This window comes from Kribbella italica, from assembly GCF_014205135.1.
Taxonomy (GTDB): Bacteria; Actinomycetota; Actinomycetes; order Propionibacteriales; family Kribbellaceae; genus Kribbella; species Kribbella italica.
The window spans coordinates 5457093-5479899 of sequence record NZ_JACHMY010000001.1 but is presented as its reverse complement, the minus strand read 5'-3'; the positions used below and the strand labels follow the sequence as shown (position 1 = coordinate 5479899).

Sequence of the window (22807 nt, the reverse complement as noted above, 5' to 3'; positions counted from 1 at the left end):
GGGGGAGGTGCTTCGTGGCGTCGCCGGGGGCGCGCCAAGGGAGGGGTGGGGGCGGCGCGCCGTCTAGGGGGTGGTCAGCTGCCGAGCAGTCCTCCACCGAGGACGCCGAGCAGTCCGAGCAGGGACAGCAGGTTGCGGATCACCTGGTCGACCGCGGCGGTGCCACCGGTCTGGAAGGCGGTCACGCACTTCTGCAGCTGGGCCTGCGTCGGGTTCTTGATGGTGACCTTGGACATCTCGCTCTGGCAGTACTGCGTGGCCTTGGTCAGCTCGGTGAGCGTGCTGCCGACGGTCCCGACGACCAGGCCGGCCGCGGTCTGCAGCGTGGCCACGCCGTTCGGGGTGCTCGGCGGCGGCGTGCTCGGCTTCGTCGGAGTCGGCTTGCCGGGAGTCGGCTTGGTGGTGGGCTTGCCCGGGGTGGGCTTGCCGGTCGGCCTGCCCGGCGTCGGCTTGGTGGTCGGCTTGTCCTGACCGCCGTCCTCGGGCGTCGGCTTCGTCGTACTGCCCGGCTTGCCCGGCGGGTAGACCGGCAGGTCGATCGCCTTCGGCAGGTCCTGGTCGGCCGGGGCGTCGATGGCGTCGTCACCGGTCTTGCCGTCGGCCCGAACCACGCCCTGGTCGTCGTCCTCGGTGCCGTTGCCGACCACGATCCAGCTGCCGCCGGCGTACGCCTTGGCGATGCTGACCACGAGATCGACGTACGCCTGGGAGTGGTTGTAGCGCAGGACGGCCTGGTTCAGGTCGCCGGCCCGGGTCAGGTCGACCCCGCCGGAGCACAGGTAGACCCCGGTCGACATCGCCGCGTCGTCGATGTCCTGCGGGTTCTTCACCCCGTCGCCGTCACCGTCGACGCCCATCGCCTGCCAGGTGGCCGGGATGAACTGCATCGGCCCGACCGCACGGTCGAACGCGCCGTCGCCGTCGAGCCGGCCGGCGTCGGAGTCGCTGATCCGGGCCGTGGTCACGCCGTCGAGGCGCGGGCCGTAGATACCCGGGGTCGCGACCCCGTTGGTGCTCAGCGAGTTGCCGCCGAAGCGGCCGTGGTTGGACTCGACCCGGCCGATCGCGGCCACCAGCGTCCACGGCAGGTGACACGTCGGGTCGGCCTGCGCGAGCACCTGCTGGGCCCGCGAGTACGCCTTCAGCGCGGCCGTCGGGATTCCGTTGCGGGAGAGCCCGGAGACCACCTGGGTCGGTTCCTCGGTCTTGTCCACGCCGTTGCCGACCGAGCCGTTGACCGGCACGTTGGCCGGGTCGCTGATCGGTTGCTTCGGTACGACGACCGGAACGTTCGGGCCGAGGCCCTGCTCCAGCGCGGCGGTCGCGACCGCCGGGTCGTCGGTCGCACTGACGGTGAACGCGCTCGCGAACAGCGCCAGCGGAACCAGCGGCGCCACCTGACGCCACCCGCCCGCAGTGGCGCGGCGCTTGCCCTTCGCCATCGATGATCCCCTCCGTGACTCATCGAGATGCCCCGCCCCACGCTGCGACGGCCTCACTTGTTCGGTTCTCTTCGTCGGCCCCGTTTACCGCGTTCACTTCGTCTAACGCCTGTCCCGTGCGTGGGTTACGCAACGGGCGTCGACTGTGCACATGCGGTCACCAGGTACCCATACTGGCCCGTAACAACGCTTAGCGGAACCCCCCGCGCCCTGCCCGCCCGCTCTGTTGCCTGACGGGTCGGGGAGAATGGCGGCCGTGTCAGACCACACCAAGCTTTCCGCCGCCCTGTTCGATCGCGCCTCGGCCGTCACCCCGGGCGGAGTGAACTCGCCGGTCCGAGCCTTCCGCGCCGTCGGCGGTGTACCGCGTTTCATGGCATCCGGTGACGGATGTCACATCACTGACGTCGACGGCAACACCTACGTCGACCTGGTCTGTTCCTGGGGCCCGATGCTGCTGGGCCACGCGCACCCCGAGGTGACGGCGGCCGTCCAGGCGGCGGTCGGCCGCGGTACGTCCTACGGAACGCCGACCCAGCCCGAGGTCGAGCTGGGCGAGGAAATCGTCGCCCGGACGCCGGTCGACAAGGTGCGGCTGGTCTCGTCGGGCACCGAGGCGACAATGTCCGCGCTGCGACTGGCACGCGGCGCGACCGGCCGGGCCAAGATCGTGAAGTTCGCCGGCTGCTATCACGGCCATGTCGATGCGCTGCTGGCCCAGGCGGGCTCCGGGGTGATCACCCTCGGCATCCCCGGTACACCGGGGGTCACCGAGGCGACCACGGCCGACACGATCGTGCTGCCCTACAACGACCAGGCCGCCGTGACGCAGGCCTTCGCCCAGTACGGCGATCAGATCGCCGCGGTGATCACCGAGGCATCGCCGGGCAACATGGGTGTGGTTCCGCCGGTAGGCCACTTCAACGACTTCCTCGCCAGGACGTGCAAGGACAACGGCGCGCTGTTCATCTCCGACGAGGTGATGACGGGCTTCCGGATCACCAGGTCCGGCTTCTGGGGTCTGGGCTCTGACACCGTCGCGCCGGACCTGATGACCTTCGGCAAGGTCATGGGCGGCGGCTTCCCGGCCGCGGCTTTCGGCGGCCGGGCGGACCTGATGGCCCAGTTGGCGCCGGAAGGCTCGGTCTACCAGGCTGGGACGTTGTCGGGGAACCCGGTGGCGACCACGGCCGGTCTGACCACGTTGCGGCTGGCAACCGACGAGGTGTACGCGCAGCTCGACCGGACCGCCGAGACGATCCGGCGGATCGTCGGCATGGCGCTGAGCCGTGCGGGTGTGCCTTACCGCACACAGAACGCCGGGAACCTCTTCAGCTTCTTCTTCGTGGAGTCTTCGGACGAGGTGACGCGTCGGATCACGGACTTCGCCGGGGCGGGAGCCCAGGTACTGCCCAGATATGCCGCGTTCTTCCATGCGATGCTGGACAACGGCGTCTACCTGCCGCCGAGCGCCTTCGAGGCGTGGTTCGTGAGCGCGGCCGTCGACGACGACGCTCTGGCCACCATCGAGAAAGCAGCGTCGGTCGCCGCGCGCGCCGCCGCCGCAGTACAGAACTGAAGGGAACGGCTCGGTGACCGAGACAACGGTCGTGCACCTCATGCGGCACGGCGAGGTGCACAACCCCGCGGGCGTGCTCTACGGCCGGATCCCCGACTACCACCTGTCCGAGCTCGGCCGGAAGATGGCCGATCAGGTCGCCGAGCACGTGGCCGGGCGCGACATCGTGCACCTGGTCAGCTCCCCGCTGGAGCGTGCCCAGGAGACGATGGAGCCGATCGCCGCCACGTTCGGGCTGACCCCGGACATCGACGAGCGGGTGATCGAGGCGGCGAACCTGTTCGAGGGCAAGAAGTTCGGTGTCGGCGACGGTGCCCTGCGCCGGCCGAGCGCGTGGTGGCTGCTGCGCAACCCGTGGAAGCCGTCCTGGGGTGAGCCGTACAGCCAGCTCGTCCGCCGGATGCGCGACGCGATCGAGACCGCCCGGCAGAAGGCCGCCGGGCACGAGGCGCTGATCGTGTCCCACCAGCTGCCGATCTGGATCGTCCGGTCCGCGATCGAGAACCGCCGAATGCTGCACGACCCGCGCAAGCGGCAGTGCAGCCTGGCGAGCCTGACCAGCTTCACCTTCCACGGCGACCAGATCGTCTCGGTCGGGTACGCCGAACCGGCCAAGGACCTGCTGCCGGTCAAGCACCCGAACAAGTTCGTGGGCGGTGCGTGATGCGCCGTACGGCGGTAGTGGTCGCCGCGGTCGCGCTGCTGGCGACCGCCTGCAGCTCGGGTGAGTCGACCAACGAGAACCGCAGCGGCCAGACCGGCTTCGTCAGCGGCAACGGTAACGTCTCCAGCTTCGCCGCGGCCGACCGCAAGCCGGCGCCCGACTTCGGCGGCGACACCCTGGACGGCAAGGCCTGGAAGCTCGCCGACCACAAGGGCAAGGTCGTCGTCCTGAACGTGTGGGGCTCGTGGTGCCCACCGTGCCGCAAGGAAGCGCCCGACCTGGTCGCCGCGCACCAGCAGCTCGGGGCGGGCGTCGAGTTCATCGGGCTGAACACGCGCGACCTGGACAAGGCCCCGGCGAAGAAGTTCGTGCAGGAGTTCGGCGTCGGCTTCCCGAGCCTGTACGACCCGAGCGGCAAGCAGCTGCTCGGCTTCCGCGGGCAGATCTCGCCGAGCTCGATCCCGAGCACGCTGGTGATCGACAAGGACGGCAAGGTCGCGTCGCGGGTGATCGGCTCGGTCACCACCCAGACGTTGCTCGGCATGGTCAAGGACGCCACCGGCTGATGGGTGACTGGTTCGCCCAGTCGATGACGGGCTCGATGCTGGTGGCACTGCCGATCGCGGTGCTGGCCGGTGCGATCTCGTTCTTCTCACCGTGCGTCGTCCCGCTGCTGCCGGGCTACCTCTCGTACGTCACCGGTCTGTCCGCGGCCGAGCTGGGCTCGAAGCAGCGCGGGCGGATGCTGGCCGGGACGAGCTTGTTCGTGGCCGGGTTCTCGGCGGTGTTCATCCTGACCGGCGTGCTGTTCGGTGCCATCGGCAACGCGATGCTCGATCACCAGTCGCTGATCACCAAGGTGCTGGGCGGGGCGACCGTCGTACTCGGGCTGATCTTCCTCGGCGGGTTCGGTTTCCTGCAGCGCGACGTCCGGGTGCACCGGGTGCCGGCCGTCGGGATCGCGGCCGCGCCGTTGCTGGGCGTGCTGTTCGGCTTCGGCTGGACGCCGTGCATCGGCCCGACGCTCGGCACCGTGATGAGCCTGGCCACCACCGAAGGCAGTACCGGTCGTGGCGCGGTGCTCGCGCTGGTGTTCAGTCTCGGGCTGGGCATTCCGTTCATCGTCGCGGCGCTGGCCTTCCGCCGGATGCTCGGCGCGGTCGCCTGGGTCCGCAAGCACCAGCTGCTGGTGATCCGGATCGGCGGCGTACTGATGATCGCGGTGGGTCTCCTGCTGCTGACAGGAGTGTGGGACGCGATGACCGCAGACCTTCGCCAGTGGGTCGCCAACTTCGGATCGGCGGTCTGACGTGAGCGACGTCAAGGAACAGGTCGAGCCCGAGGCCACCATGTCCGGCGGCAAGCCGCCCGAGCGCCAGGACCCGCCCGCGATGGGCCTGGTCGGCTGGCTGCGCTGGGCCTGGCGCCAGCTGACGTCGATGAAGACCGCGCTGATCCTGCTGTTCCTGCTGGCGCTCGGCGCGGTGCCCGGCTCGCTGATCCCGCAGATCCCGGTGGACCCGATCAAGGTGTCGGACTTCTACGACGCGAACCCGGGGCTGGCGTCCTGGTACGACAAGTTCGGGCTCTTCGACGTCTACAAGTCGGTCTGGTTCTCCGCGATCTACCTGCTGCTGTTCATCTCGCTGATCGGCTGCGTCGTGCCGCGCCTGCAGGTCTACCTGAAGGCCCTGCGGGCCCGCCCGCCGAAGCCGCCGCGCAACCTGCACCGCCTGCCGGGCCACCAGCGGTTCGAGACCGACGCGACCGAGGCCGAGGTGCTGGCCGCGGCCACCCGGGAGCTGCGCAAGCGCCGCTTCCGGATCGAGACGTACGACGGCGCGGTCGGCGCCGAGCGCGGCTACCTGCGCGAGGCCGGCAACCTGCTGTTCCACTTCTCGCTGATCCTCGCGCTGGTCGGGATCGCCTGGGGCTCGCTGTTCGGCTACCGCGGCACCGTGCTGGTCGTGGTCGGTGGCCAGGGCTTCTCCAACGCGGTCGCCCAGTTCGACGACTTCACGCCCGGCCGGGCGTTCACACCGGACGACCTGCCGCCGTTCACGCTGAAGGTGAACACCTTCAAAGCGACCTTCGCGACCGACGGCCCGCAGCGGGGCGCGGCCCGGTCCTTCGACGCGGGCGTCACCTACCAGGTCACGCCGGAGTCGCCGGAGCAGTCGTACGACCTGAAGGTGAACCACCCGCTGTCGGTCGACGGCACGAAGGTCCACCTGCTCGGCCACGGCTACGCGCCGAAGGTGACGGTTCGCGACGGCAAGGGCGACGTCGCCTACTCCGGCCCGTCGCCGTTCCTGCCGCAGGACGCGAACTTCTCCTCCTTCGGCGTGATCAAGGCGCCGGACGCGCGGCCCGAGCAGCTCGGCTTCGAGGGCTTCTTCCTGCCGACCGCGGTGATCGACCAGCGCGGCCCGGTCTCGGTCTTCCCCGACGCGGTGAACCCGGCGCTCGTGCTCACGGCGTACTACGGACGCCCGTCCGACGAGACCGGCAAACCGCAGTCGGTCTACCAGCTGGACAAGACCAAGCTGACCCAGTTCGACGACGGCAAGGGCGACAAGCTGCGCTTCCAGCTGGCGCCGGGCCAGAGCATCGACCTGCCGGACGGTCGCGGCTCGCTGTCGTTCGACTCCTACGACCAGTGGGTGAAGCTGCAGATCAGCCACACCCCCGGGCTGAACCTGGCGCTGGCCGGGATCCTGCTCGCGATCCTCGGGCTGATGGGCTCGCTGTTCGTCCATCCGCGCCGTACCTGGGTGCGGGTCCGCACCGAGGACGGGCGTACCGTGGTCGAGGTCGCCGGCCTGGACCGGGGGCCGGAGCGTGGTCTCGGCGACGAGATCGACGCGATCTCCACCATTCTGAAGAAGAAGCGGGAGCAGGCATGAACTCCTCGACCCTCGCCTCGGTGTCGAACCTGTTGGTCCCGACCGCGACGGTGATCTACACGCTGGCCCTGCTGGCGCACACCGTGGAGTGGTCGAGCGGCCTGCGGGTCCGCAAGCCGGCCGAGCAGAAGGTGCTGGTCGGTGCCGACGGCGCCGAGGTCCCTTCCGACACCCCCGCGGTGGACGAGGACCGGTCAGAGCGCTGGGAGCAGGCCAGCCGGATCGGCGTACTGCTGACCGTGCTGGCGTTCGTGATGCACGCCGGTGGCGTCCTGACCCGCGGCCTGGCCGTGAGCCGGGTGCCGTGGGGCAACATGTACGAGTTCGCGATCACCGCGTCGCTCGCCGTTGCCGCGGTCTACCTGTTCCTGCTCACCCGGCAGCGGCTGCAGTGGCTCGGGCTCCTGGTCACCTTCGTGATCGCCGCGACGCTGGGCGTCGCCGTACTGGCGTTGTACGTACCGGCCGCCGACCTGCTGCCCGCGCTGCACTCGTACTGGCTGGTGATCCACGTGTCGGCCGCGGCGGTCGCGGGCGGCGGCTTCACCGTCGGTGCGATGGCGTCGATCCTCTACCTGGTCAAGAACCGCGCCGAGTCCCGCGAGACCGACGGCAAGCCGATGCCGGCCGCGCTGCGCCGCATTCCGACCTCGGCCCGGATGGACGCCGTCGCGTACAAGGTGCACGCGTTCGCCTTCCCGCTGTGGACCTTCGGCGTCCTGGTCGCCGGCCCGATCTGGGCGTACTACGCCTGGGGCCGCGCCTGGGGCTGGGACCCCAAGGAGGTCTGGTCGCTGGTCACCTGGGTCGTGTACGCCGCGTACCTGCACGCCCGCGCGACCGCCGGCTGGCGGGGCCGCCGCGCCGCCTGGGTCGCGATCGCCGGCTGGGTGGTCTTCCTGTTCAACTTCATCGGCGTCAACCTGCTGCTCTCGGGCTTCCACGCCTACTCGGGTCTGTAGGAGAGTGCCGGTATGAAGGAATTCGCTGTCTACACCGGGTTGCGGCTGGCCTTGTTCGCCGCGTCGTTCGCGGTGCTGTGGTTCGCGTTGAGCACCTGGCTGTCGGTGTTCCCGCTGCTGCTGATCGCCCTGATCGTGTCGTCGATCCTGTCGATCTTCGTGCTGCGGGCCTGGCGGGACCGGCTGGCGGCGCGGATCGAGACGCGCGCGGCCCGGATGACCGAGCGGCTGGAAACGGCCCGGAAGGCCGAGGACGAGGACTGATCCACGGGCCTACGACCCCGTCGACCTGCTGGTCGGCGGGGTCTTCTGTTTTTCGTACCAGCTGATCGAGTGGTACGCAGAGTGACCCAGGCCACGTCGAAGTTTGCCCGAAAATCGCTTGTGCACTTCTTCACATGAGTCGTAACGTGGTGGATGAAACGAAACCGTTTCGTTCTATCTGTCGCTTTCCGATCACACAGGGTGAACATGACCGAAGTTGCCGAGGCCGGACCCCGTCAGCGTCCGCGGGTCGAGGGTGGGCGTGAGGACGAGATCCTCGACGCGACCGTCGAGCTGGTCGCGGAGCTGGGGTACGACCGGCTGACGATGGACGCGGTGGCCACCGCCGCCAAGGCCAGCAAGGCGACGCTGTACCGGCGCTGGACGAGCAAGGCCGAGCTGGTCGTCGACGCGATCAGCCGGGCCAAGGGGTGCCCGATCCCGGAAGAGGTCGACACCGGCAGCCTGCGCGGCGACCTGATCGCGCTGTCGTGCAACGAGGGCGGGTTCACCGACGAGATGCCGATGTCGGTGATGGCCGGGCTGCTGACCGCTCTGCACCGCGACGACGACCTGCAGCTGGCCTTCAAGGAACGCTTCCTGAAGCCGCGGCTCGGGCTGACCGCCCGCGTCTACTCCCGGGCCGTCGAGCGCGGCGAGATCGCGGCCGACGTCGACGTCGAGCTGCTGTCCCAGACCTTGCCGGCCGTCATCATCCACCACGCGTTCGTGCTCGGGGTCGAGCCGACCGAAGACCTGATCCTGCGAGTGATCGACCACGTGATCCTGCCTGCGGCGCGGGGGTCGCAGGCGCGCTGACCGGTGTGGGGCCGGTCGGCGACCCAGACAAGCCAGTACCACCCAAGAGGGGATTTCCAGTTATGTCCGAAGACGTCGTCAAGGCCGATCCGCCCGAGGGGCGGCCGGTCGACACGGGCGCCGAGCCCGCGGCTCACGGTCACCGCAACCTCGGGATCGCGCTCGCGCTGATCAGCATGGCGCAGCTGATGGTGGTGCTGGACGGCACCATCGTCAACATCGCGCTCCCGCACATCCAGACCGATCTCGGTTTCAGCAACGGCTCCCTGCCCTGGGTGGTCAACGCGTACGCGCTGGCCTTCGGCGGGCTGCTGCTGCTCGGCGGCCGGATCGGTGACATCCTCGGGCGCCGCAAGGTGTTCATGTTCGGCGTCGTGCTGTTCGGTGTCGCGTCGTTCATCGGGGGCATCGCGCAGAACGAGACGATCCTGCTCGCCAGCCGGATCCTGCAGGGCGTCGCGGCCGCGGCCGCCTCGCCGAACGCCCTGGCCCTGATCACCACCACCTTCCCGGCCGGCAAGGAGCGCAACCGCGCGATGGCCGTGTACGCCGCCATGTCGGGCGCGGGGGCCGCGGTCGGCCTGATCCTCGGTGGGGCCCTGACCGAGGCGTCGTGGCGCTGGACCTTCTTCATCAACACCCCGATCGGCCTGATCGTCGCCGTACTGGCAATCCGGTACCTGGGAGAGTCGGCCCGGCAGCACGGCAAGTTCGACCTGCCGGGTGCGGTCACGGGAACGCTGGGTCTGACCTCGCTGGTCTACGGCCTGACCCACGCGGGCTCCGCCGGGTGGGGGGACCGTTACACCCTGCTCTTCATCATCGGAGGCCTGTTGCTGCTGGCCGCCTTCCTGGTGATCGAGGCGCGGTCGAAGCACGCGCTGATGCCGTTCCGGATCCTGGCCAATCGCACCCGGGGCGTCAGCTTCTTCGTGATGCTGATCGTGGGTGCGGCGATGTTCTCGATGTTCTACTTCCTCGGGATCTACATCCAGAACATTCTCGGCTACAGCGCGCTGAAGACCGGGTTCGCCTTCCTGCCGTTCAGCCTCGGCATCGTGGTCGCGGCCCAGGTCGCCTCGACCCTGATCGCCCGGATCGACCCACGCTGGATCGCCGGCACCGGTGCGGTCCTGGCCGGCCTCGGCATGTGGGGCTTCTCCCGGCTCGAGGTCGACTCGTCGTACCTGACGCACGTGCTGCCGTTCGTCCTGCTGCTGTCGTTCGGGATGGGCCTGATCTTCGTACCGCTCACCCTGACCGCGGTCTCCGGTGTGGCCGACGAGGACTCGGGAGTCGGTTCGGCGGTGCTGAACACGGTCCAGCAGATCGGTGGCGCGGTCGGCCTGGCGCTGCTGGGCACGGTCTCGGCGAACGCGATCAAGGACAAGTTCACCGAGCTCGCCCCGGGCCTGCAGAAGGCCGCAGAGTCCGGTCAGTCGCCGGCTCAGCTCAAGCAGCTCGAGGGCCAGTTCACCGCGGTCGCCACTACGCACGGGTTCACCCAGGCGTTCACGGTGTCGGCGTTCATCATCCTCGGCGCGGCGCTGATCACCCTGCTGGGGCTGTCGGTCAAGGCCAAGGACCTGGCAGGAGACGGCAAGCCGGGCGGCGTCCACATCGGCTGACGCTCGCCACAGACAGAAGGGCCGTATCCCCGGGGGCGGGAGATGCGGCCCTTCGTCGTTTCCTGGTCAGCCCTTGAAGGGACCGTTGGTGAAGGCCTCGGCGACGAAGCGCTCGGCGATCCGCTGGTGGGTGGCGGTGTCGGGGTGGAGGCGGTCGGGCAGCGGGAGCTCGGTGTGGTCGGCTTCGCCGTACAGGGTGAGGCCGTCGAGGTAGTGGAGATTGGGGTCGTCCTCGGCGCGGGCGGCGGTGATGCGGGCCAGCTCGGCGCGGACGACGGTCAGCGTGAGCTTGCCGGCGGCAACTTCTTCGGGGTTGCCGGTGGCCTTGAAGGCGACCGTGCCGTCGGCGAAGTCGGGTGCCAGTGGGCCGGGGGTGTGCTCCTGGATCGGGCAGTAGATGGACGAGATCACCAGCAGCGGTGTGGTCGGGTGACCCTCGCGGACGAGGTCGAGGAAGTTGTGGACGGCGGGGCCGAGTGCGCGCAGACGCATCAGGTCGGCGTTCACGAGGTTGATGCCGAACTTGACGCTGATCAGGTCGGCCGGGAGGTCACGCATCGTCCGGGCGGTGAACGGGTCGAGCAGGGCGCTGCCGCCGTAGCCGAGATTGGTCAGTTCGACGCCGGCGAGGCGAGCGGCGACGGCGGGCCAGATCCGGGTCGGGCTGTCGGCGTTGGAGCCGTGCGAGATCGAGCTGCCGTGGTGCAGCCAGACGCGCCGGCCGGTGGCGGTGGCCGGCTCGACCGGCGCATTGGTGCGGAGGGCAACGAGTTGCGTGATCTCGTTGTGGGGCAGCCAGATCTCGATGTCCTTGGCGGCGGTCGGTAGGTTGCTGAAGCGAACGGACCCGACCGGTCCGGGCGTGGTCTCCCTGCTGCCCGTGGCCAAGTCGATGGTCAGCACGTTGCCGCCGCCGACCGTCCCTTGCGCGGCGAGCTCGCCGTCGACCAGGAGATCCCAAAGACCGTCCGGTCGCGGAGGTGCGCCGACGAACTCCATCTTCGTCGGGAGTGCGTCGAGCTCGATCTCCGTCGCCGTACTCCTGAAGGCCAGCCGGACACCGGACGGCTGAGCCTCCGCCATCGCCAGCTGGCCGTCGACGTTCTGCTTCCGGCCCAGTGCCCCGAGCCGGTGCGGCAGCACGCCGTACGGCGTCTGCTCCAGCTCGACGGCGCCGCGCACGAGCTCAGGGGTGATGGGCGTGCTGATCCAGTCGGCCATACCCAGCAGCCTGCCCAGTCCTCAGCCGGGGAGCAACTTCATAAAGTCTTGCGGAGCACCAACTCGCGGTGGATGCCGTCGGGCATCAGGTCGCCGGGCTTGTCGGTGAGGGCGTAGCCGTGGCGCAGGTAGAGGGCGTGCGCGTTGTCGTTGCCCTGGACAACGGACAGCTCGACGGCGTGAGCGCCTTCAGCGCGCGCCCAGTTCTCGACGGCACCCATCAGCCGGTCACCGAGTCCGTGTCCCCGGGCGGCGGGGGAGACCCACATCGACACCAGGTGGCGCACTTCGTCCTCGTCGGCCGGCATGCCACCGGCCATCCCCGACGGCACACCGTCGAGCGACACGATCACGCAGTACGAGCCCGGCACCGACAGCCGGGCCCGCCAGCGGTCCTCCTCGGCGTCCACCCAGTCCTCGTACCGGGACCCGAAAGCGGCCGGCGCCTCGGAGAGAGCCGCCAGCCGCAGCTCGCGCCAGGCCTTCCAGTCGTCCGGTGTGAGTACCTGCAGTTCCGTCACCGGCCAAGCATCTCGTACGACGGCCTCAGCGCGGGGGGAATTTCGAGCTGACCCAGTCGCGGACGCCGCCGAGGCCGTCGCCGAGGTCGCGGAGGAACTTGGCCAGCGGGTCCTGGGAGCGGGCGAAGGCGTCGGAGTACGACTTGGCCGCGTTCTTCGCCTCCTGGGTCATCGAGGCGTCGCCGTCGTCCTGGCGCTTGGGGTAGTCGCCGGACACGATCGTCGTGTACTCGCCCTCGTCGACCCAGCGGCGCAGCTCGTGCGCACGGATGACGGCCAGCGGGTGGGTCTGGGCCTCGAGCAGCAGCAGCTTGAGGACCGAGTCGCGCAGGTCGCCGGAGCTCTCGTACTCGGTGCCCTGGGCCAGGAACGCGGTGGTGTCGAGCTGGTCGAGCTGACCGCCGGACGCGAGCTTCATCTGCACCCGCAGCGCGACCGCCGGGTCCTGGACGGCGAGCAGGCCGGCGCGGTCGCCGGACAGCTCGGCCTTGCGGGACCACTCGTGCAGGGCGGCGATGATGGCCCGGATCCCGAGCGCGCCGATCGGCATCCAGTTGATCGCGCCGGTCAGCCGCATCAGCCAGAGCAGGAGCGACTGGTACAGCGCGTGCCCGCTCTGGGCGTGGCCGAGCTCGTGGCCGAGGATGAAGCGCAGCTCCTCCTCGTCCAGGCCCTGGACCAGCGAGCTGTTCACGACGATGAACGGCCGGTCCATGCCGATCGTGACGGCGTTCCAGATCGGGCTGTTGGTGACGAACAGCTCGGGCAGCTGCCGGACGTCGAGGGTGGCGGCCGCCTCGGTGTAGAGCCGGTGCACCTTCGGGAACTGGCGCTCGTCGACCTTGATCGCCGAGCCGAGGAACTGCAGCCGGAAGGCGCGCTCGTTGATCAGCCCGGACATCTTCCGGAGCACGAAGTCGAACCCCTTGAGCTGCCGCAGCGCGACCAGGGCTCCGCGGTCGGCCGGGTGCTCCCAGGCCCGCGAACTGATGTCGGTCAGCGTCACCCGCTGGCGGGTCGGCCGTTCGTCGTTGTCGGTCATCGTTCCCCCACGGGTCGGCGTGCTTCCTCCCAAAGTACCGGGCCCGAGGGTCCGGGCCGTAACAGCCAAGCGGCCACCAGCCCCGGCACCCACCCGCAAGGCACCGCCCACCAGCCCAGTTGCAGGTTGTGGCAACCGATCATCGTCGCCCAGCTCAGCGCCGTACCGCAGGCCCAGAACCAGACTCCACGCCCAGCCGCCGACCGCCCGTCCCGCCGGGCCCTGAGCACCCCCACGGCAGCCAGCGGCACGCTCGCCGGCACCGCCGCGGCGGTCGCCAGCAACCCCAGTACGACGAGCAGCACGACCTGCTCCGTCGCCGACAGCTGCAACTCGAAACCCAGTGGGATCATGACCCGATCGTGCCGGGGGCGGCCCTGGTTGCAGAGAGTAGGAATACTCAAGATCCGGCGAGTAGCCCTAGGGCATGTCTCCCGCTTCCCCGCCTACTGCGCGGCACCCGGCACGGCATCTCGCTGCACGGGAGCCAAGCTCACGATGCTTCGCATCGCAGCGCTCGTCTCCCGCGCACCGAGCTACCGCGCCGGGCACCTGCTCGCTACGGCGGGGAAGCGGGAGACATGCCCTAGCCTGTGGCCATGAGTGAGCTGTTGGCGTGCAGGGAAGTTGACCGGCGGGACGACAAGCAGCGGGCGTGGGTGTCCGAGGCGGTCAGGGTGGTCGACGCGGATGCCAACCGGAGTGCGGACACGCATCTGCACGTGTTCCCGATGCCGGCGATGAGCGGGGTCGACCTGTACCTGAAGGACGAGTCCGTGCATCCGACCGGCTCGTTGAAGCACCGGCTGGCGCGGTCGCTGTTCCTGTACGCACTGTGCAACGGGTGGATCCGCGAGGGGACGACCGTCATCGAGGCGTCCAGCGGGTCGACCGCGGTCAGCGAGGCGTACTTCGCGCGGCTGCTCGGGCTGCCGTTCGTGGCGGTGATGCCGGCGTCGACGAGCCCGGAGAAGATCCAGCTGATCGAGTTCCACGGCGGGCGGTGCCACTTCGTCGAGCGGTCGGGGCAGATCTACGGCGAGGCGAAGCGGCTGGCCGAGGAGACCGGCGGGCACTACATGGACCAGTTCACGTACGCCGAGCGGGCGACCGACTGGCGGGGCAACAACAACATCGCCGAGTCGATCTTCGGGCAGCTCGCGCTCGAGCAGCACCCGGTGCCGACCTGGGTCGTGGTCGGCGCGGGGACCGGCGGTACGTCGGCGACGATCGGGCGGTACGTGCGCTACCAGCGGCACGAGACGTCGGTCGCGGTGGTAGACCCGGAGGGGTCGGCGTTCTTCCCGGGGTTCGAGGCCTCGGACAGCGACTTCGCGACCGGGCGGCCGTCGCGGATCGAGGGCATCGGCCGGCCGCGGGTCGAGCCGTCGTTCGTGCCGGGCGTGGTGGACCGGATGATCGCGGTCCCGGACGCGGCGTCGATCGCGGCGATGCGGTTCTGCTCGCGGGTCACCGGGCGGCTGGTCGGCGGTTCGACCGGGACCAACCTGTGGGGCTCGCTGCGGCTGGCCGCCGAGATGCGCCGGATGGGGCAGCGCGGGAGCATCGTCACGCTGCTGTGCGACGGCGGCGAGCGCTACACGAACACGTACTACGACGACGACTGGCTGCACGGCAACAGCATCGACATCACCCCGTACGAGGACACCCTCCGCGGCTTCGCCGAAACGGGGTTGTGGAGGGAGTAGTTCTCAACTGCCGAGGAAGAGACCAGCAGTCAGACCAACGGCGTACACCAGTTCGGTGAGGCCGGTGCCTTTCAGCACTGGAATGAGGGCTGGACCTACAGCGTCGCTGACTACTACCCGGACTGACTTGACCGCCAGGGGGAGGGCGATCAGGGCCAGGAGGGTCCAGGGGGTGGCCAGTGCGGACAGGGCCGCCAGGATGAAGGCCAGGGCGATCAGTCCGGCGTACAGCTGGCGGGAGCGGGCCGCGCCGATCACCACGGCCAGCGTGCGCTTGCCGGTGGTGCTGTCGGTGGGGATGTCGCGCAGGTTGTTGGCGACCAGCAGCGCGCAGGCGATCGCGCCGATCGCGACAGCCCCGGCCACGGCCGTCCAGTGCAGCCGCTCGGCCTGCACGTACGTCGTACCGAGCACTGCGACCAGCCCGAAGAACAGGAACACGCTGACCTCGCCCAGCGCGCGGTACCCGTACGGCGACTTGCCGCCCGTGTAGAACCACGCACCGACCAGCGACGCGGCCCCCGCGACCAGCAGCCACCAGGTGGACGTCGCGCAGAGCACGATCCCCAGCGCGGCGCCCACGCCGAAGCAGGTGAACGCAGCGGTCTTCACCGCGCGCGGCGTGGCCACCTTCGACCCGACCAGCCGCAGCGGGCCGACCCGGACCTCGTCCGTCCCGCGGATGCCGTCGCTGTAGTCGTTGGCGTAGTTCACGCCGATCTGCAGCGCCAGGGCGACCCCGAGGGCCAGCAGCGCCTTCCACCAGACGAACCCGTCCAGGTAGGCCGCCGCGCCGGTGCCGACGAGGACGGGGGCGACGGCGGCAGGCAGTGTCCTGGGGCGGGCACCCTCGATCCACTGAGAAAGGTTGGCCATGGCTGGGATTCTGTCAGCCGTTGGATCGACGAATGAGCGTCGGGGCTACGCTCAGCGGAGTATGTCTAGTCTGCGTCTGGTGCCCGGCACGCCTGAGGCCGTCCTCGCCGCGCTGTCCGAGGTCCTGGACGGCACTGGCCGGCCCTTCGCTCCGGTGCCCCCGGACCCGGCCGCCGCCGAGCGCGTACGCCGGGCGACTGCGCCGGACGAGCCGCTCGAAGACGGCTGCGCCGTCGTACTGACCACGTCGGGGTCGTCCGGTGAGCCAAAGGGCGTCCTGCTGTCCAGGGAGGCGCTGGTCGCCTCTGCCACGGCCACGCACGACCGGCTCGGCGGACCGGGCCAGTGGCTGCTCCCGATGAAGCCGTACTTCGTCGGCGGGCTGCAGATCCTCACCCGCTCGCTCCTGGCCGGTACGACGCCAGTAGTGGCTGACGACCTGGCAGCGGCGGCGGCGATGACCGGCGCCAGGCGCTACACCGCCATGGTCCCGACCCAGCTGACCCGCTACCTGGACACCGCACCCGACGCGCTGCGCGGCTTCGACGCGATCGTGATCGGCGGGGCGTCGATGGGCGCCGAGCTGAAGGCCCGCGCCGCGGCCGCCGGCGTGACGGCGGTTCCGGCGTACGGGATGACTGAGACGGGCAGCGGCTGTGTGTACGCCGGCCGCCCGCTCGACGGGACCGAGCTGGCGCTGGACGACGGCCGCATCCTGATCAAGGGGCCGACGCTGTTCTCCGGCTACCGCCTGCAGCCCGCGCTGACCAAGGAGGTGCTGCAGGACGGCTGGTTCCGGACGCAGGACCGCGGCCGGTTCGTCGACGGGCGGCTGGAGGTGGTCGGCCGGGTAGACGACGTGGTGATCTCCGGTGGGGTCAACGTGACGCTCACTGCGGTGCAGGCGCGGCTGCTGGAGCACCCGGAGGTGGCGGACGCCGTCGTACTCGGTGTGCCTGACCAGGAGTGGGGCAGCCGGGTGGTGGCCTTCGTGGTCGGCAAGGCTGAGCTGGAGACCCTGAGAGACCACGTGGCCGAGACACTGCCGCGCACTTGGGCTCCGCGTGAGCTGGTCCGGCTGGACGAGCTGCCGATGCTCGGCTCGGGCAAGGTCGACCGGCAGCGCCTGCTGGACGGTGTGCGGTGATCACCTACTCGCTCGGGCTCAAGAACAAGTTCCGCGGCATCACCGTCCGCGAGGGCATGCTGTTCGAGGGCCCGGCCGGCTGGGCCGAGTGGAGCCCGTTCCTGGACTACGACGACGCCACCTGCGTCGCCTGGCTCCGCGCCGCGCAGGAAGCGGCTGTCGACGGTTGGCCCGAGCCAGTACGCCAGCAGATCCCGGTGAACTGCACAGTGCCCGCACTGGGACCAGAGCGAGCCGCTGAGATCGTCAGAGCCTCCGGCTGCCGTACGGCGAAGGTGAAGGTCGCCGAGCCCGGTCAGACCCTGGCTGACGACCTGGCCAGGGTCGAGGCGGTCCGGGACGCGCTGGGCGCCGACGGCCGGGTCCGGATCGACGCCAACGGCGGCTGGTCGGTCGACGAGGCTCTGGCCGCGCTGAAGGAGCTGTCGAGGTTCGACCTCGAGTACGTCGAGCAGCCGTGCTGGACGGTGGAGGACCTCGCGCTGGTCCGGCGGCGTACCGACGTACTGGTTGCTGCGGACGAGTCGATCCGGCGGGCCGAGGATCCCCTGCGGGTCCGGGAGCTGGAAGCGGCCGACATCGCCGTACTGAAGGTGCAGCCGATCGGTGGGGTCCGGGCGTGCCTGGAGATCGCTGAGCAGATCGGGCTGCCGGTGGTGGTCTCGTCGGCGCTGGAGACGTCGGTGGGGATCGCTGCGGGTGTCGCACTGGCTGCTGCGTTGCCGGAGCTGCCTTATGCGTGCGGGCTGGCGACGGTGGCGATGTTCACTCAAGAGGTGGTGGCCGAGCCGCTGCTGCCGGTGGACGGCTTCCTGCCGGTGAAGAGGCTGGAGCCGGACAGAGCCTTGCTGGCGGAAGCTGCTGCGTCACCAGAGACTGCAGCCGTGTGGGAAGCACGGCTGGCCAGAGTCGAAGCCTTGAAGAACCGTGCTCAATTGGAAAGAGGGGCTGGATGAACCCGTCCACTGCGTTCGCGACGGTCGTCGTCGACGAGCTGATCAGGTGCGGCGTCCGAGAGGTCGTGCTCGCCCCAGGCTCGCGCAGTGCGCCGCTGGCGATGGCACTGGCCGCTGCTGACCGCGAGGGCCGGCTCCGGCTGCACGTGCGGGTCGACGAGCGTACGGCGGGCTTCCTGGCGATCGGACTGATCCGCGGGACCGGTCTGCCGGTGCCGGTGGTCACCACGTCCGGTACTGCGGTGGTCAACCTGCACCCCGCCGTACTGGAGGCTTCGCACAGCGGCCTGCCGCTGCTCGTGCTGAGTGCGGACCGGCCGCCGGAGCTGCGGGGGAGTGGCGCGAACCAGACGACCGACCAGCTGAAGGTGTTCGGCGGTGCGGTGCGGCTGTTCCACGAGATGGGCGTGCCGCGACAGGAGGTCGGCCAGGTCGCGTACTGGCGGTCGCAGGTCGCGCGAGCAGTGGCAGCAGCCGTTGGAGTGCGCAGCAACGACCCGGGCCCGGTCCAGCTCAACTGCTCGTTCACCGAGCCGCTGGTGCCGACCGACGGGCCGGACTGGCCGGAGCCCCTGGACGGGCGGACCAGTGGGCCGTGGACGAGCGTGCGGGCCGCGGGTGGGCAGCCGTCGTCGCTCTCGCCCGGGCCGAAGACCGTGGTGGTCGCGGGGGACGGCGCTTCGCAGGCGGCCCGGCTCGCAGCGGAGGCGGGGAACTGGCCGCTGTTCGCGGAGCCGTCCAGCCGCGCGCGGATCGGTCCGTCGGTGATCCCGTCGTACCGGTTGTTGCTTGGGGCAAGCAAGCTGGCGGACGAGATCGAGCGGGTGGTCGTGTTCGGCCACCCGACGCTGTCCCGGCCGATCACCAAGCTGCTCGGCCGCCCGGACGTCGAGGTCGTCGTGGTCGCGCCGACCGGCTCCTGGCCGGACGCCGTACGACGAGCCGCGACCGTGGTGACCGGCCTGGAGGTCACCGGCGCCGACAGCACCGACTGGCTCGCCCGCTGGCAGCACGCCGACCAGCTGGCCCGGCCGGCGATCGACAAGCTGCTCGCTGGTGAGCTGACCGGCCCTGGCATCGCGGCGATCGTCGGTGAGGCTGTGGGCGCCGACGGGATGCTCGTGGTCGCGTCGTCGAACCCGGTGCGCGACCTGGACCTGGCGCCCGTCGTACCGATCCGGACGGTGGCCAACCGCGGGCTCGCGGGCATCGACGGGACGATCTCGACGGCGGTCGGTGCCGCGCTGGCGAACGCCGGGGCGACGTACGCGCTGATCGGGGACCTGGCGTTCCTGCACGACTTCACCGGGCTGGTGATCGGCCCGGCCGAGGCGCGGCCCGACCTGCGCATCGTGGTGGTCAACGACAACGGTGGCGGGATCTTCTCGACGCTGGAGCAGGCCGGGACGACCGACTTCGAGCGGGTCTTCGGGACGCCCCACGGGACGGACTTCGCCGCGCTGGCGGCAGCGACCGGTACGCCGTACACGCTGGTGACGACGGCGGACGAACTGCGGACCGCACTGGTCAGGACTGTTGCGGGTGTGGACCTGGTGGAGGTGCGGCTGCCACGGCCGACATCGCTGCATCAGGAGCTGCAGGCTGCGGTGAACGCGGCGCTTTAGCCGGCTGCAGCGTGCGGAGCCGGCCCAGCAGGGTGCCGACGACCACGAGCACCAGCGACGTCGTCACCAGGATGGGGATGACCGCACCGCGCAGCGACGAGTTGAGCGGTGCGGCGATGGTCAGGATCATGCTGACCCCTACCAGCGCCGTCATCAGGCGCCGGCCTGGCCTGGCAACGGCCAGGAACGGCAGGCACCACAGGAAGTACCAGTCGTGCGCCGTCGGGCCGAGCAGGACGACCGCCAGCATGGCTACACCGACCGCACGCGCTGCCGCGTGGATGTGCGAGCGCAGACCGAGTACGGCGATCAGTCCGAGCGCCGCGAGGATGCCCAGCAGCCGGATGATCACCAGGGCTTGCTGAGCCGCGTCCTCCGCGCCCAGCCAGTCCAGTACGCCGGAAGTGCCCAGGCCGATCAGGTTGGCGATCGACAGCGGAGACATCACCAGACCGGGGACGTCCAACGCGTTGAGCCAGCCCGAGCCGATGCCTGTCAGCTCGCCAACAGTCACCAGGGTCAGCACAGACACGACACCGGCGATCGCCAAGCTGGCCAGGCGTTTCAGGGCTCTGCCGGCCAGTGGACTCATCACTGCGGCGATGGCGATGACCACTAGGCCACCTGGCGCCTTGACTGCAGCCGCAGTGCCGGCGATGACAGCTGCCGTGCCCCAGCGACCAGTGAGGGCTACGGCGAAGGCGGAGCAGGCCAGGCCGAGCATGAGCACGTCGTTGTGCGCTGCGCCGAGCCCGTGGGTGATGAGGATCGGGTTGGCCACCACCAGCCAGGTGGCGACGCTCGGGTCGACCCGGCAGGCCACGGCGATCTTCGGCACGGCCCAGGCGATCAGGACGATGCCGAGCAGGGCCAGGCCGCGGTGGGCGAGCATGAGGAAGTACGGGTTGTCGGTGACGTGAGCCGCCAGGCCGCCGTACGCCAGAGGGATCGGGCCGTACGGCGCTGGTGTGTTCATCCACATCGGGTCGACGGCCTCGACCACACGGCCGGACAGGGCAGCCGGGCCAACCGTGTAGGGGTCGAAGCCGTTGGCGACCAGCGCTCCCTGCGCCGCGTAGCTCCACGCGTCCCGGCTGAACAGCGGCGGCGCCAGCAGCAGCGGCAGGCTCCAGAGCACGGTCATCCGGATCAGCCGGTGCCGTACGCCGGCCAGCACCTCGCGGCCGACCTCCAGCCAGGCCCACACCAGCAGCCCGAGCCCGAACACCATGAACGTCAGACCGGTCATCCGCCCGGCCAGCGAGTCCCGCAACGGGATCGAGGCGATCCACGAGGACTGCGGCACCACCGACGTCACCAACGCCGAGGCGGCTACGACCCAGCTCCCCACCACGCCACGCACCAAGGGTGAAGGAACCCGCATGGCCGGACCGTAACCGCCCCAGAAGAAGCGCTGATGAACGCTAGGCGGATTCCTTCTTGAACGTGCGCGCGCCGACCGCAAGACCAACTGCGGTGAGAAGCACGACCCAGAACAACCCCCACAGCGACGCGCTGCTGGAGATGTCCCCACGGAACAGCGCCCGAACCCCGGTGACGACGTGCTTGAGCGGACTGATGTCCGACAACCGCTGCAACCACGTCGGCCCGATCTGCATCGGCAGCAGGATCCCGGACAGAAGCAGCAGCGGCATCGCGATCCCGTTCAGCAGCGGGGCCAGCGCGTCCTCGCTCTTGGTGATCAGCGCCACGGAGTACGACAACGACGCGAACGTCGCACCCAGCAGAGCCACGATCACCAGCGACAGCAGCACCCCACCCCACGGCGCCCGCAGCCCCATCGGGATCGACACCACGAGCAGCAGCACCGACTGCACGACCAGGACGACGACGTCACGCAGTACGCGCCCTGCCATCAACGCCATCCGCGACGCCGGCGTGACCCGGTCGGCCTCGATCACGCCGGCCCGGTACTCCGCGATCAGCCCGAAGCCGACGAACATCGCGCCGAACATCCCGAGCTGCACGATCAGGCCCGGGATGAACACCTGGTACGCGTTGGTGGTCGCGCCCTGGCTGATCTGCGCGGTGATCGGCTTCAGCAGCGGGCCGAACAGGAACAGGTACATCAACGGCTGGCTGAGCATCAGAATCGACCACATCGGGTTGCGCAGCGACAGCCGCATCTGCCGGTGGAACACGATCCAGGTCTCTTCGAGCACGGTCACGCCACGGCCTCCTTCTGCTGCTCCGGCTCGTCGGCCGGCGCCGGGCTGTCGTCGCGCAACGACCGCCCGGTCATCGTCAGGAACACGTCGTCGAGCGTCGGCCGGTGCACCTCGACGCCGTCCAGCTCGATGCCCTCGGCATCGATCTGCCGCAGCAGCCCCGGCAGCACCGACCCGCCACGCGGGATCCGGAAGTTCACCCCGTCGGCGACCGCCTCGACCGAGGTCGCGCCGTCGAGCCCGCGAACGATCCGGATCACCGCGTCGGTCGCGTGCGTACGCCGCGCACGAGCGGCCTCGGTGTCGGTCGCGTGCGGACGCCGTGCGGGACCGGCGTCGGTGTCGGTCGCGTGCGGACGACCGGCCTCGGCGTGGGCACGGTCCGCGAGGGTGAGCCGGACGCTGTCGCCGGACACCTGCTGCTTGAGGGCTTCCGGCGTCCCGCTGCCGACGATCCGGCCGTGGTCGATGACCAGGATCCGGTCGCAAAGAGCGTCGGCCTCGTCGAGGTAGTGGGTGGTCAGGAAGATCGTGGCACCGCGGTCCCGCAGGCCGCGGATGTGCTCCCAGAGGTTGGCCCGCGCCTGCGGGTCGAGGCCGGTGGTCGGCTCGTCCAGGAAGATCAGCTTCGGGTCGTGGATCAGCCCCATCACGATGTCGAGCCGCCGCCGCTGCCCGCCCGACAACGTCTTGCACTGCCGCCGCCACAACCCCGGCAGGTCCAGCTCCTCGAACAGCCGCTGCCCGTCCGCGATCGCCTTCGCCTTGCTCACGCCGTACAGGCGAGCATGGTCGACCACTTCGTCCCCAGCCACCGCCTCCGGCAACGTCGACCCACTCTGCGGCACGTACCCAATCCGGCGGCGCACGCCGACCGGGTCCTTCGCCAGGTCGCACCCCGCGACCGTCGCCGACCCACTGGTCGGCGTGATCAACGTCGCCAGCATCCGCATCGTCGTGGTCTTACCGGCCCCGTTGGGCCCCAGGAAGCCGACGATCTCCCCGTCGGCGACATCAAGATCTACCCCCTGCACGGCCTGCACAGGCCCGCGCTTGGTCTTGAAGGTGCGGACAAGTCCGCGAGCTTCGATCATCATGCCGACCAGGATGAGTGATCAATTTTGAATAGTCAACATTGAACAAGTACGTTACAGGCCAATGGAAAGATTGCAGGTTGATGCAATTTCTACCTCTCGACTGTCTGCACTTGGTAAGTTACCCGGCGCCACTGGAGGGGTCGGGGGACCCCAGAGCCTG

At 69.9% G+C, this 22807-nt stretch carries 22 protein-coding genes; 13 read left to right on the top strand and 9 right to left on the bottom strand.

The genetic code is table 11. The features are described 5' to 3' along the window. Positions 1-74: 74 nt before the first annotated feature. The gene (locus tag HDA39_RS25555) at positions 75-1442 is read right to left on the bottom strand and encodes a lytic transglycosylase domain-containing protein (RefSeq protein WP_184799172.1); all 1368 of its coding nucleotides are present in this window, start codon (positions 1440-1442) and stop codon (positions 75-77) included. 247 nt (positions 1443-1689) lie between these two features. On the opposite strand from HDA39_RS25555, the gene hemL reads away from it, so the two are divergent. The 9 genes from hemL to HDA39_RS25510 all read left to right on the top strand — a co-directional run bounded on the left by hemL (position 1690) and on the right by HDA39_RS25510 (position 10264). Continuing rightward, a complete protein-coding gene (gene hemL / locus HDA39_RS25550) occupies positions 1690-3021 on the top strand; it encodes a glutamate-1-semialdehyde 2,1-aminomutase (protein ID WP_184799170.1) in 1332 nt (443 codons plus the stop codon). Positions 3022-3061: 40 nt separating this feature from the next. Next, a complete protein-coding gene (locus tag HDA39_RS25545; protein WP_202894101.1) occupies positions 3062-3685 on the top strand; it encodes a histidine phosphatase family protein in 624 nt (207 codons plus the stop codon). After that, positions 3685-4251, top strand: a complete 567-nt coding sequence (locus tag HDA39_RS25540) for a TlpA family protein disulfide reductase (RefSeq protein WP_184799166.1) — start codon at positions 3685-3687, stop codon at positions 4249-4251. Before HDA39_RS25545 ends, HDA39_RS25540 begins: the two co-directional genes overlap by 1 nt. After that, positions 4251-4994 (top strand): cytochrome c biogenesis CcdA family protein, encoded by a 744-nt coding sequence (locus tag HDA39_RS25535; RefSeq protein ID WP_184799164.1) that lies wholly within the window; start codon positions 4251-4253, stop codon positions 4992-4994. Before HDA39_RS25540 ends, HDA39_RS25535 begins: the two co-directional genes overlap by 1 nt. A 40-nt stretch (positions 4995-5034) precedes the next feature. After that, positions 5035-6591 (top strand): cytochrome c biogenesis protein ResB, encoded by a 1557-nt coding sequence (resB, locus tag HDA39_RS25530; protein WP_184806549.1) that lies wholly within the window; start codon positions 5035-5037, stop codon positions 6589-6591. Then, a complete protein-coding gene (ccsB, locus tag HDA39_RS25525; protein WP_184799162.1) occupies positions 6588-7553 on the top strand; it encodes a c-type cytochrome biogenesis protein CcsB in 966 nt (321 codons plus the stop codon). The genes resB and ccsB overlap by 4 nt, the downstream gene beginning before the upstream one ends. 12 nt (positions 7554-7565) lie before the next feature. Next, positions 7566-7817 (top strand): DUF4229 domain-containing protein, encoded by a 252-nt coding sequence (locus HDA39_RS25520; protein WP_184799159.1) that lies wholly within the window; start codon positions 7566-7568, stop codon positions 7815-7817. Between the two features lie 207 nt (positions 7818-8024). Beyond that, entirely contained in the window at positions 8025-8636 is a 612-nt protein-coding gene (locus HDA39_RS25515) for a TetR/AcrR family transcriptional regulator (protein WP_184799157.1), read from the top strand. Positions 8637-8698: 62 nt separating this feature from the next. Continuing rightward, positions 8699-10264 carry an MFS transporter gene (locus HDA39_RS25510; RefSeq protein ID WP_184799155.1) on the top strand — a complete coding sequence of 522 codons (1566 nt, stop codon included), beginning with the start codon at positions 8699-8701 and terminating at the stop codon, positions 10262-10264. Positions 10265-10330: 66 nt separating this feature from the next. Here the strand turns inward: HDA39_RS25510 and HDA39_RS25505 are convergent, their stop codons facing one another. Genes HDA39_RS25505 through HDA39_RS25490 form a run of 4 tightly spaced genes read right to left on the bottom strand, consistent with a single transcriptional unit; the run spans position 10331 to position 13401 of the window. After that, positions 10331-11485, bottom strand: coding sequence for an SGNH/GDSL hydrolase family protein (locus HDA39_RS25505; RefSeq protein WP_184799153.1), 1155 nt, complete (start codon positions 11483-11485; stop codon positions 10331-10333). Between the two features lie 38 nt (positions 11486-11523). Next, positions 11524-12006, bottom strand: a complete 483-nt coding sequence (locus tag HDA39_RS25500) for a GNAT family N-acetyltransferase (RefSeq protein WP_184799151.1) — start codon at positions 12004-12006, stop codon at positions 11524-11526. Between the two features lie 25 nt (positions 12007-12031). Next, complete coding sequence (locus HDA39_RS25495; RefSeq protein WP_184799149.1) at positions 12032-13048, bottom strand: M48 family metallopeptidase; 1017 nt, start codon at positions 13046-13048, stop codon at positions 12032-12034. Then, a complete protein-coding gene (locus HDA39_RS25490) occupies positions 13045-13401 on the bottom strand; it encodes a hypothetical protein (RefSeq protein ID WP_184799147.1) in 357 nt (118 codons plus the stop codon). The genes HDA39_RS25495 and HDA39_RS25490 overlap by 4 nt, the downstream gene beginning before the upstream one ends. Positions 13402-13647: 246 nt before the next feature. On the opposite strand from HDA39_RS25490, the gene cds1 reads away from it, so the two are divergent. Beyond that, on the top strand, positions 13648-14757 hold the full coding sequence (gene cds1, locus HDA39_RS25485) for an L-cysteine desulfhydrase Cds1 (protein WP_184799146.1): 1110 nt from the start codon (positions 13648-13650) through the stop codon (positions 14755-14757). Between the two features lie 3 nt (positions 14758-14760). On the opposite strand, the gene HDA39_RS25480 is transcribed toward cds1, so the two are convergent. After that, positions 14761-15633: a 1,4-dihydroxy-2-naphthoate polyprenyltransferase gene (locus HDA39_RS25480; RefSeq protein ID WP_184799145.1), complete on the bottom strand. Its 873-nt coding sequence runs from the start codon at positions 15631-15633 to the stop codon at positions 14761-14763. A 61-nt stretch (positions 15634-15694) separates the two neighbouring features. Here HDA39_RS25480 and menE point away from each other — a divergent pair, with 61 nt between their 5' ends. The 3 genes from menE to menD are packed head-to-tail and all read left to right on the top strand — an operon-like array spanning position 15695 to position 19361. After that, on the top strand, positions 15695-16780 hold the full coding sequence (menE, locus tag HDA39_RS25475) for an o-succinylbenzoate--CoA ligase (RefSeq protein ID WP_184799143.1): 1086 nt from the start codon (positions 15695-15697) through the stop codon (positions 16778-16780). After that, complete coding sequence (locus HDA39_RS25470; RefSeq protein WP_184799141.1) at positions 16777-17736, top strand: o-succinylbenzoate synthase; 960 nt, start codon at positions 16777-16779, stop codon at positions 17734-17736. The genes menE and HDA39_RS25470 overlap by 4 nt, the downstream gene beginning before the upstream one ends. Then, positions 17733-19361, top strand: coding sequence for a 2-succinyl-5-enolpyruvyl-6-hydroxy-3-cyclohexene-1-carboxylic-acid synthase (gene menD, locus HDA39_RS25465; protein WP_184799139.1), 1629 nt, complete (start codon positions 17733-17735; stop codon positions 19359-19361). Before HDA39_RS25470 ends, menD begins: the two co-directional genes overlap by 4 nt. Here the strand turns inward: menD and mptB are convergent. Genes mptB through HDA39_RS25450 form a run of 3 tightly spaced genes read right to left on the bottom strand, consistent with a single transcriptional unit; the run spans position 19264 to position 22647 of the window. Further along, positions 19264-20745, bottom strand: a complete 1482-nt coding sequence (gene mptB / locus HDA39_RS25460) for a polyprenol phosphomannose-dependent alpha 1,6 mannosyltransferase MptB (RefSeq protein ID WP_184799137.1) — start codon at positions 20743-20745, stop codon at positions 19264-19266. The two genes, menD and mptB, sit on opposite strands and share 98 nt — an antisense overlap. Before the next feature lie 40 nt (positions 20746-20785). Then, positions 20786-21550: an ABC transporter permease gene (locus HDA39_RS25455; protein WP_184799135.1), complete on the bottom strand. Its 765-nt coding sequence runs from the start codon at positions 21548-21550 to the stop codon at positions 20786-20788. Continuing rightward, the gene (locus HDA39_RS25450; RefSeq protein ID WP_184799133.1) at positions 21547-22647 is read right to left on the bottom strand and encodes an ABC transporter ATP-binding protein; all 1101 of its coding nucleotides are present in this window, start codon (positions 22645-22647) and stop codon (positions 21547-21549) included. Before HDA39_RS25450 ends, HDA39_RS25455 begins: the two co-directional genes overlap by 4 nt. Positions 22648-22807: the final 160 nt, after the last annotated feature.

Bases quoted from the DNA above. Each gene is read 5' to 3' on its own strand.
- HDA39_RS25555 (WP_184799172.1), bottom strand. From the start codon at position 1,442: ATGGCGAAGGGCAAGCGCCGCGCCACTGCGGGCGGGTGGCGTCAGGTG.
- hemL (WP_184799170.1), top strand. From the start codon at position 1,690: ATGGCGGCCGTGTCAGACCACACCAAGCTTTCCGCCGCCCTGTTCGAT.
- HDA39_RS25545 (WP_202894101.1), top strand. From the start codon at position 3,062: ATGCGGCACGGCGAGGTGCACAACCCCGCGGGCGTGCTCTACGGCCGG.
- HDA39_RS25540 (WP_184799166.1), top strand. From the start codon at position 3,685: ATGCGCCGTACGGCGGTAGTGGTCGCCGCGGTCGCGCTGCTGGCGACC.
- HDA39_RS25535 (WP_184799164.1), top strand. From the start codon at position 4,251: ATGGGTGACTGGTTCGCCCAGTCGATGACGGGCTCGATGCTGGTGGCA.
- resB (WP_184806549.1), top strand. From the start codon at position 5,035: ATGTCCGGCGGCAAGCCGCCCGAGCGCCAGGACCCGCCCGCGATGGGC.
- ccsB (WP_184799162.1), top strand. From the start codon at position 6,588: ATGAACTCCTCGACCCTCGCCTCGGTGTCGAACCTGTTGGTCCCGACC.
- HDA39_RS25520 (WP_184799159.1), top strand. From the start codon at position 7,566: ATGAAGGAATTCGCTGTCTACACCGGGTTGCGGCTGGCCTTGTTCGCC.
- HDA39_RS25515 (WP_184799157.1), top strand. From the start codon at position 8,025: ATGACCGAAGTTGCCGAGGCCGGACCCCGTCAGCGTCCGCGGGTCGAG.
- HDA39_RS25510 (WP_184799155.1), top strand. From the start codon at position 8,699: ATGTCCGAAGACGTCGTCAAGGCCGATCCGCCCGAGGGGCGGCCGGTC.
- HDA39_RS25505 (WP_184799153.1), bottom strand. From the start codon at position 11,485: ATGGCCGACTGGATCAGCACGCCCATCACCCCTGAGCTCGTGCGCGGC.
- HDA39_RS25495 (WP_184799149.1), bottom strand. From the start codon at position 13,048: ATGACCGACAACGACGAACGGCCGACCCGCCAGCGGGTGACGCTGACC.
- HDA39_RS25490 (WP_184799147.1), bottom strand. From the start codon at position 13,401: ATGATCCCACTGGGTTTCGAGTTGCAGCTGTCGGCGACGGAGCAGGTC.
- cds1 (WP_184799146.1), top strand. From the start codon at position 13,648: ATGAGTGAGCTGTTGGCGTGCAGGGAAGTTGACCGGCGGGACGACAAG.
- HDA39_RS25480 (WP_184799145.1), bottom strand. From the start codon at position 15,633: ATGGCCAACCTTTCTCAGTGGATCGAGGGTGCCCGCCCCAGGACACTG.
- menE (WP_184799143.1), top strand. From the start codon at position 15,695: ATGTCTAGTCTGCGTCTGGTGCCCGGCACGCCTGAGGCCGTCCTCGCC.
- menD (WP_184799139.1), top strand. From the start codon at position 17,733: ATGAACCCGTCCACTGCGTTCGCGACGGTCGTCGTCGACGAGCTGATC.
- mptB (WP_184799137.1), bottom strand. From the start codon at position 20,745: ATGCGGGTTCCTTCACCCTTGGTGCGTGGCGTGGTGGGGAGCTGGGTC.
- HDA39_RS25450 (WP_184799133.1), bottom strand. From the start codon at position 22,647: ATGATGATCGAAGCTCGCGGACTTGTCCGCACCTTCAAGACCAAGCGC.